The sequence below is a fragment of the Okeania sp. SIO3B5 genome, from assembly GCF_010692555.1.
GTDB lineage: Bacteria > Cyanobacteriota > Cyanobacteriia > Cyanobacteriales > Microcoleaceae > Okeania.
Map to the genome: position 1 here is coordinate 1 of NZ_JAAHHG010000446.1, position 8300 is coordinate 8300.

7 protein-coding genes are annotated in these 8300 nt (G+C 34.4%); 2 read left to right on the top strand and 5 right to left on the bottom strand.

From position 1 onward, the window contains the following. The first annotated feature begins 249 nt into the window (after window positions 1-249). Entirely contained in the window at window positions 250-468 is a 219-nt protein-coding gene (locus F6K54_RS34965) for a hypothetical protein (protein ID WP_293088288.1), read from the top strand. Between the two features lie 208 nt (window positions 469-676). Here the strand turns inward: F6K54_RS34965 and F6K54_RS34970 are convergent, their stop codons facing one another. Continuing rightward, the gene (locus tag F6K54_RS34970) at window positions 677-961 is read right to left on the bottom strand and encodes a hypothetical protein (RefSeq protein ID WP_293088289.1); all 285 of its coding nucleotides are present in this window, start codon (window positions 959-961) and stop codon (window positions 677-679) included. 514 nt (window positions 962-1475) lie between these two features. On the opposite strand from F6K54_RS34970, the gene F6K54_RS34975 reads away from it, so the two are divergent. Beyond that, window positions 1476-1727 carry a hypothetical protein gene (locus F6K54_RS34975; protein ID WP_293088291.1) on the top strand — a complete coding sequence of 84 codons (252 nt, stop codon included), beginning with the start codon at window positions 1476-1478 and terminating at the stop codon, window positions 1725-1727. A 272-nt stretch (window positions 1728-1999) separates the two neighbouring features. Here the strand turns inward: F6K54_RS34975 and F6K54_RS34980 are convergent, their stop codons facing one another. The 4 genes from F6K54_RS34980 to F6K54_RS34995 all read right to left on the bottom strand — a co-directional run. Further along, window positions 2000-2290: a hypothetical protein gene (locus F6K54_RS34980; protein WP_293088292.1), complete on the bottom strand. Its 291-nt coding sequence runs from the start codon at window positions 2288-2290 to the stop codon at window positions 2000-2002. A 134-nt stretch (window positions 2291-2424) separates the two neighbouring features. Beyond that, window positions 2425-6741, bottom strand: coding sequence for a pentapeptide repeat-containing protein (locus tag F6K54_RS34985; protein ID WP_293088293.1), 4317 nt, complete (start codon window positions 6739-6741; stop codon window positions 2425-2427). A gap of 417 nt (window positions 6742-7158) precedes the next feature. Continuing rightward, the gene (locus tag F6K54_RS34990; protein WP_366558232.1) at window positions 7159-7266 is read right to left on the bottom strand and encodes a PD-(D/E)XK nuclease family transposase; all 108 of its coding nucleotides are present in this window, start codon (window positions 7264-7266) and stop codon (window positions 7159-7161) included. Window positions 7267-7302: 36 nt separating this feature from the next. Then, a partial coding sequence (locus tag F6K54_RS34995; protein ID WP_293088295.1) for a CHAT domain-containing protein occupies window positions 7303-8300 on the bottom strand: 998 nt, incomplete at its 5' end.

Sequence of the window (8300 nt, forward strand, 5' to 3'; positions counted from 1 at the left end):
GGCTTGCTGATTAAATATCACGCGTCTTGACTGGTTTTGGTTTTACCCTTTTCAGGTACTAAGGGAGTACCAGCTTTTAGGTGGTAATGGTTCAATTAGGAGCGTATTTTGGGCAACATAGGGGAAGAAAATCACTTTTACGATTCTTCTGACTACCTCTTCTATAATTCCCATTCCTCCTGACTTCAGCGATTCTGGCTTCCTACCCCTGCCACTCATGCTTTCCATACGCAAACCCTAATTATACCGATGCTACCGGATTTGATATTAGACCATAGTAGAAACTTTTTCTCCAAGCTCTCTAAAAGAATTGTAGTTATTAGCTTGTGTTCGACTTTCCTGAAAACCGCTGTGATTTTGCGCGATCGCCTCTTTAAGTTGAGATTAAAAATTTTGATTGGCGATCGCTCTAAGAACAAAATTATAGATCGAGCATTATTTAGGCATTTATGGAATATTTTATCTTGAAGATAAATTTTGCTACCATATAAAAAATAAATCTGTCAATGGCTATAATTGCTTAAGCACAGATACCTATTCTAAATTTGTTTTTTTGAGATTTATTCAACCGTAGAGAAAGTATAAATTTTTGCACCCTATATTGACGAAAAATAGAAGGTTGTGGCTTTTTTTAGATAAAATTTCTTCTTTTTAAATACAACATTGGCACAATAGACTATGTATCTGTATGATACCAAATCGCTGAAATAACGCAAGTTCGTGAAATATTTTGTAATAATTTGGGAAAAATCAGGAATTGTTGAATTGGAATGTTTAATTGTTTTATTGGAATAAAAAATTTTAATGGCTGATTTGATAAGTTAAACCTATATTTCTCCTTCTTGTCTAATTGTTGCTTTGAAACGACTTTTTGATGATTAGCGATCGCTTTCCTGAGAAGAAAGTGAAAATTTTGGTAGCAGTTGTGAAAGGTTAGAGATTTTAGTTGGCGATCGCTCAATTTAGCAGGCGTTGCATAAATGCGCTTGGGATTTTAATACTTTTGTGGAAGTGGAAGTGGAATGGGCATCTTGCCCGTTCCTGATATTTTCACCGCAGGCAGGATGCCTGCCTCCACATATTTTCACCGCAGGCAGGGACAGGCAGGATGGAGACAGGCAGGATGCCTGCTCCCACTTACCACTTATATCCATCCAGCCCCTCAGCAATGCTATTTAACAAGTACAAAATATAGCAGAAGGCAAAAGAAAAAATTTGGTTTTGTCTGAGTTTTAAACTTTTGATATATCCTCACCTTTCCTGTAACTGTTATATGCTTGAAAAATTTTCTGGCAGTTGCTCTAAATCCCAAACCAAGGGAAAAATTGTTGGTGTTTAAGTTGCAGATTTAGTATCAACATTGTCACGACACTTCATGGAAAAGCCACATACATAATAGAGGGGTTCAACAAGTCTTAAATCAGTACGAACATCCTCTAATAAATACATTGGTCTTCAGTTGAGGTAAATATTCTATGAAACAGCAGTTTTCTATCTGGCAAATTACCTTTCCACTTTGCGGAGTCCTTATTTTTTCTATTGGAGCTTTAACCACAATTCACATGATTAACGGTCGATACCTTTTTCATCTTGAAGTAACTCCTAAAGGAATGAAAATTACGACCGATGTAGATAAAAGAAATAGTGATAGTGATTCTGTTAAGGAAATTAAGGTTGATATTCAGGAAGAAGTTAAGAAGGAGGATAAAATCACAGTTCTTGAGTAATTAAATGAGTTTTGTTTATTGGTCAGCTCTCTCAAGATTATGGGAGAGTATTTTATCCATAAATTCAGTAATTTGGGAATTGATTTAGAAATTACTTTCTTTGGCTTCTGATTATCAAGTCTGTTAGATATCTAATCAGAAAAACAGTCTATTGTAGGTTGGGTTAATAAACTTAGGTTGCTTCCCAAAGGTTAACCCAACAAAAAATATATTTGTTGGGCTGAACCTAATTTGCCTAGCTACAACATCATTCGGCAGGAAATGCTTACATCTTAATTAACAAAAAATTCTTTACCCCTTGTTTTTTGCTTCTCATAATAGTCGAGCTTTTCTTCAGTCAGTAAACCTAAATCCTCATAAACTAAGCGATCTATTTTTTCAATCCAATAATTTAGTAAATCGTCTGATTCTGCTCTTTCAAGTATTTTTTCCATTTGTTCGGCTTCATGTTTAGATAACTCTGAGAGATTTGTCAATTCATAATAATGTTGAAGTAGACTTTTTGGCTTTGAAGCGAGGCGTTTAAACTTTTCAGTTTCTATAGGCGATAATAATTTGGTCAAGCCACCCTCAAAATTGGCATGATAAAGCAGATGTTGATTTTTGAAATATCTGATTAACTACAGACATCATGTATTTATTTTGCTCTTCTGAGCGAGTAATTTGTTTCTCTCTTTCTGCCAGCTCTATCTGATAACTATTCCCAACTCGGAGGAACTTCTGCGGGATTTTGACAAATAACTGGCAACCAACTAGCACCAGGAAATTTATCTTCCATTACTTGTAATTTTTCCCTCGCTTCTCGCACAGAAACATATAAAGATTTACCACTAGCAAATAACTCCAGAAAATTCTGCAAAAATTTCTGAGCAACTACATCTGCTACTTCTTCTCGCATCACAATAATTGCCGGAATATGTAACCTAGCAAATTGTCTGGCTAAACCTAATCCATCGCAAGAATTGAAAATCGCTAATTTTAGACCTTTCCTGATAGTTGTTGCTAGGGAATTAGAAAATTCCTCTATTGTTATTGTTATTTGATTTCCTAAATCAAAATATCCAGTACTCCCATCAGGCTTACTTTGACTATGACCAGAAAAACAAAGAATATCCCAACCTTTTTCATCCCATAATTTTTCATCTAGTGCTTGGCGACTTGGTTTAACTAAAGAAACAATTTCTGCTTCTGTTGAGAAATTAGACAAATATTGTTTATCTGCTTCAACATTTATGCCTTTGTCATCTCCAAAAATTGCTAAGATGCGGATTTTTTCCCGAGTAATATGTAACTTTTCTACTCGGTTTGCTTCTGGTAGAGCTATGGCAGTTTCAGCCAATTGATAATCTGAGAAAAAATTCCATAAGTGCCAGGGAAGGCGTTGGATTAAATTATCTTCAGATTGAATAATTAATCGGACTTTATCTGAAGGCTTAATTTTTGTTCGTAGTTGATTTTCTATCCGAGCAAAACTAGGAAAACTTAACCAGTCATTCAGGAGAAGTCGCCACTCTTTCTCTAATTCTTGAATCTGAGCAATTGTTTCTTTTACATCTTTTATAGAAACATTTATCTTCTGATTTTTTTTGATTTTGATTCTAGAGGACAGGCTGAAATTTTGATACAATTCTGTTAATTTTTGATATTTTTGACTCCACTTTTGATAGAGTTGATTAATTTCTAAGTTTGAGGGTAAGTTACTTGTAATATCCATGGGGAGAGGATGACCATCTGACCAGATATAAGCTTTAATTCTGGTAAAACCTTTTGTCAAGTTCCCTCCTTCAAAATTGAGAATAACTAATTTTTCTCTGGTGATGGCATTGGCAGATGTTTGGGTTTTTAATATCTGATTCATCAAGAACATTCGATATTCAGTTTCCTCAGTTTTTCGGCGGTATAGACTAACTTGTTTTTCTATTCCTGCCAACTGTTTCTGATATTTTTCTTCTAATGCTATGACAGTTTCATCATAGATTTGTACAAATTCCTGATGAATTTTCTCTTTGTTAGTTTTTGGGGGTACGTCGATTTTTACTACTATTACTCCATCGCCTTTATTTTCCATAGATTTAATTTCCATCGGAATGCCTTGATTTTCTACTTGCACCTTTTTAAAGGAGGATGTAAAAGCTTTGGCATCTACTCCATTTCGGAATATTAAATCTACAGTATTTAAGACTTCTTGGAATAATTTTGTAAAGTCTCCTTTTTGGAAATATCCACTACTGGGGCGACGTTCTCTATCGTCTGTTTCTGGTTTTGGTTCTTCTAATAAATAGATATATTTTGATTCCACATTATCGAGGATAGTAGTGTGGTCGATATTCCAAACTTCTAGGCAAGTTCCTGACATTCGAGCGGTGGTAAAGTTAGTACCTCTTGCTAATGTTTCGGTTAAATTTGCGTTGTTTAAATTGGCAGCTTGTAGGGAAGACTCGCTTAAGTCGGCAAGTTTGAAATTGGCATTACTTAGGTCGGCACTTATCAGGTTTGCTCCCCTTAAGTTTGCTCCTATATATTGTTTATCTCTGCCGTCTCCAGTTATTAATAAATCTCTGACTTTTAGGTTATTTAATATTGTTGTTTCAACTCTGGCAAATTTTAAATATTTGGTTTGTCGCCAGAATGTTCGGGTGGTATTAGCAAATCGAAAATCTGTACTTTTAAGGATGGCATGACTAAAGTTGGCATCGGTTAAATTGGCATTTTTAAAACAGGTGCCTCCTAGAGTTCCAATGGCAATAGCAAGTCGGAGGAGAAAAATATTATTTTCGTCTAACCAGTAATTAATTAGCGATCGCCACTCTTTCTCTAATTCCTGAATCTGACTAATTATTTCTTGAACTTTCTTTTCTATATCTTTTTTGGAAAAATTTGGTGTCTGCTCTTCCTTCATTTTGATTCTAGGAAGGAAGCCTAAATTTCTATAGCATTCTCTTAATTGTTTATATTTTTGGCTCCAGTCTTGATAGAGTTGAGGAATTTTTAAGTTTGGGGGTAAGTTACCTGTAAAAGAAGTTGGTAAAGGATGAGAGTCTGACCAAATATTTGCTCTAATAACTGGAAAACCTGTGGCAAAACTTCCCCCTGCAAAATTGAGAGTCACTAAATAATTGGCAGAGCTTGATTTTTGAAATATCTGATTAACCAAAGACATCATGTAATTCTTTTGTTCTTCTGAGCGAGCATTTTGTTTCTTGATTTTTGCCAACTCTATCTGAGTAGTTCTCTCACTTTCCTGAATATTTTGATTTATCTGTCGTTTGGTTTCTTGTAATTCTTTTTGATATTTTTCATCTAGCACTCTGAGATTTTTGTCATAGAATTGGAGAAACTGTTGATGGATTTTTTCTTTGTTAGTTTCTGGGGGTACATCAATGGTAATTACTACTACTCCATCACCTTTATCTTCCATGCCTCGAATTTTCATGGGAATTTCTTGGTTTTCCCCTTTTACTTGTTGGAAAGATGACATAAATGCTTTGGCATCTACTCCATTTCGGAATATTAAGTCTACGGTATTCAAGACTTCTTGGAATAATTTTGTAAAGTCTCCTTTTTGGAAATATCCACTACTGGGGCGACGTTCTCTATCGTCTGTTTCTGGTTTTGGTTTCTCTAATAAATAGATATATTTTGATTCAATATTGTCGAGGATAGTAGTGTGGTCAATATTCCAACCTTCTAGACAAGTTCCTGACATTTGAGCGGTGGTAAAGTTAGTGCCTATTGCTAATGTTTCGGTTAAATTTGCGTTGTTTAAGTTGGCAGCTTTAAGAGAAGCTTCTCCTAAGTCTGCTAGTTTGAAATTGGCGTTACTCAAGTCGGCACTCATGAGGTTTGCTCCTCTTAAGTTGGCACTTATATATTGTTGGTCTCTTCCGTATCCAGTTATTAATAATTCTCTGACTTTTATATCTTCTAATATAGTTGCTTCGACTCTGGCAAATTTTAGATATTTGGTTTGTCGCCAGAATGTTCTAGTAGTATTAGCAAATCGAAAATTTGTACTTTTGAGAGTGGCGTGACTAAAGTCGGTATCGGTTAAATTTGCATTTTTAAAACAAGTGCCTCCTAGAGTTCCAATGGCAACAGCTAATCGTAGGAGAAAAATATTATTTTGGTCTTCAGCTAATATCTTTTTTGCCAGATGTTGAGCTATTAATATTAGGGTGCAAGAAAAAGCTATATACAGGATAATAATAATCCACGAACGAGGACGACTTCTAAAATAATTTGAAATAATAGCTCCTCCAGCAAATACTAAAAATATTCCTACTGCTGCTCTATTTGCTAACCATTTTTCAGCGATAATTTCAGCTAAAACCACTGCTAAACTGAAGGTAAAAATTAATACAAATATTGCCCCTATAGAGATAAACATAGTGACAATTGTATCCATAAACGGACTCACATCTCTATTACTATTTAACAGATCATTTGCACTTCTGATAATACCGCTGCTACCTCTGAAAACTCTTAATTTTCCTGTTAATGAAAGAACCCAATCTGGTGCTTCTGAAATTCCGAAAAAACGGAAAACTCTATCAACTCTTTCCTCCCTCATTCCCAAATTTGCAAGTATTGGAATTGCTAGTATAATTAGAGAAATTAGGTAAAAGAAATATTTTATTGTTTCTGAAATTCCTTTGCGAATAGTAATTACTAATAAACTAATATTGACAAATAATCGAAGTGTGAAAATGACTGCAACAATGTAATTTATTTCATCTGATTTATAGCGGAAAAAATGTGAGGGAACATAGACAGCCATCGATGCTGCAATACCCGCAGTTATAAATAGGATAGCTGTAACAATAGATATGATAATTATCCGAGTTTTTGTTAATCCTGCTAAAGCATAATTGAACTTAGCATTCGTGAGATTTGCTCCGGTAAAATTTGCTCCTCTTATATCTGCATAAGAGAAATCTACACCTCTCAAATCTTGATTTTTAAAAGAACGGCCTTGATAATTTTTGCGTGGTTGTTTAGATGAATGAATTAGCATTATATTTACCTCTGAAAGTTTAAGTAGAAAAATTATTTATTTTGTAATTCTTTTTCACCCGCTTCATCCGCCAATAAATTTATTTTTTGGCTCATAGCAGAAGTCATCTAAAGATGACTAATAACTGTTAACTGCCAAATGATAACTGCCAAATGATAACTGATAACTGTTAACTGTAAAGTGGTTGTTTGGATGTATTAATTAGCATTATATTTGCTCTCTAAAAGTTTAAGTGATTCTTTTTCATCCGCCCAGAAATAAATTTCTTGGCTCACAGCAGAAGTCATCTAAAGATGACTAATAACTGTTAATTGATAGCTGATAACTGATAACTGTTAACTGATAACTGTAAAGTGGTTGTTTGGATAAATGATTTAGCACTAGATACACTCCTGAAAAATTAAGTAGAAAATTTATTTATTGGGTTAACTGATGATTGATAAAGCTAATGAAAATGTTTGTACTCTGTTCTGAACTGAAAATTTTTTTAAAGGCATAATCTACCTTGGGATTGGTAAATTTCATAGTAATTTTTCTCCTTTGATAATTAATCAAGGTATATTACTGGGGGGGAAGATGCCCGCACTGGAATGACGGAGGCATTTCTGCGGAATTTTGACAAATGACTGGCAACCAACTTGCACCAGGAAATTTATCTTCCATTATTTGTAATTTTTCTCTCGCTTTTCGCACAGAAATATATAGAGATTTTCCACTAGCAAATAACTCCAGAAAGTCCTGCAATAATTTCTGGGCAACTACATCTGCTACTTCTTCTCGCATAACAATAATTGCCGGAATATGTAACCTAGCAAGTTGTCTGGCTAAACCTAATCCATCGCAAGAATTGAAAATTGCTAATTTTAGACCTTTCCTAATAGTTGTTGCCAGAGAATTTTCTAATTCCTCTATTGTCATTTTTGTTTCATTTCCCAAATAAAAATATCCGGTACTCCCATCAGCTTTACTTTGACTATGACCAGAAAAACAAAGAATATCCCAACCTTTTTCATCCCATAATTTTTCATCTAGTTCTTGGCGACTTGGTTTAACTAGAGAAACAATTTCTGCTTCTGTTGAGAAATTAGACAAATATTGTTTATCTGCCTCAACATTTATGCCTTTGTCATCTCCAAAAATTGCTAAGATGCGAATTTTTTCTCTAGGGGCATTTGACTTTTCGACTCGGTTAGCTTCTGGCAAACCTATAGCAGTTTCAGCAAATTGATAATCTGAGAAAAAATTCCAGAGATGCCAGGGAATGTGCTGGATTAAATTATCTTCAGATTGAATAATTAATCGGACTTTATCTGAAGGGTTAAATTTAGTCCGTAGTTCCTTTTCTATACGATTAAAATCTGAACTGTTTAACCAGTTGTTGAGGAGAATTTTCCACTCTTTCTCTAATTCCCGAATCTCAAGAATTATTTTCTGAACTTTCTTTTCTATATCTTTTTTGGAAAAATTTGGTGTCTGCTCTTCCTTCATTTTGATTCTAGGAAGGAAGCCTAAATTTCTATAGCATTCTCTTAATTGTTTATATTTTTGGCTCCAGTCTT

Bases quoted from the DNA above. Each gene is read 5' to 3' on its own strand.
- F6K54_RS34965 (WP_293088288.1), top strand. From the start codon at position 250: ATGCTACCGGATTTGATATTAGACCATAGTAGAAACTTTTTCTCCAAG.
- F6K54_RS34975 (WP_293088291.1), top strand. From the start codon at position 1,476: ATGAAACAGCAGTTTTCTATCTGGCAAATTACCTTTCCACTTTGCGGA.
- F6K54_RS34985 (WP_293088293.1), bottom strand. From the start codon at position 6,741: ATGCTAATTCATTCATCTAAACAACCACGCAAAAATTATCAAGGCCGT.
- F6K54_RS34990 (WP_366558232.1), bottom strand. From the start codon at position 7,266: ATGAAATTTACCAATCCCAAGGTAGATTATGCCTTTAAAAAAATTTTC.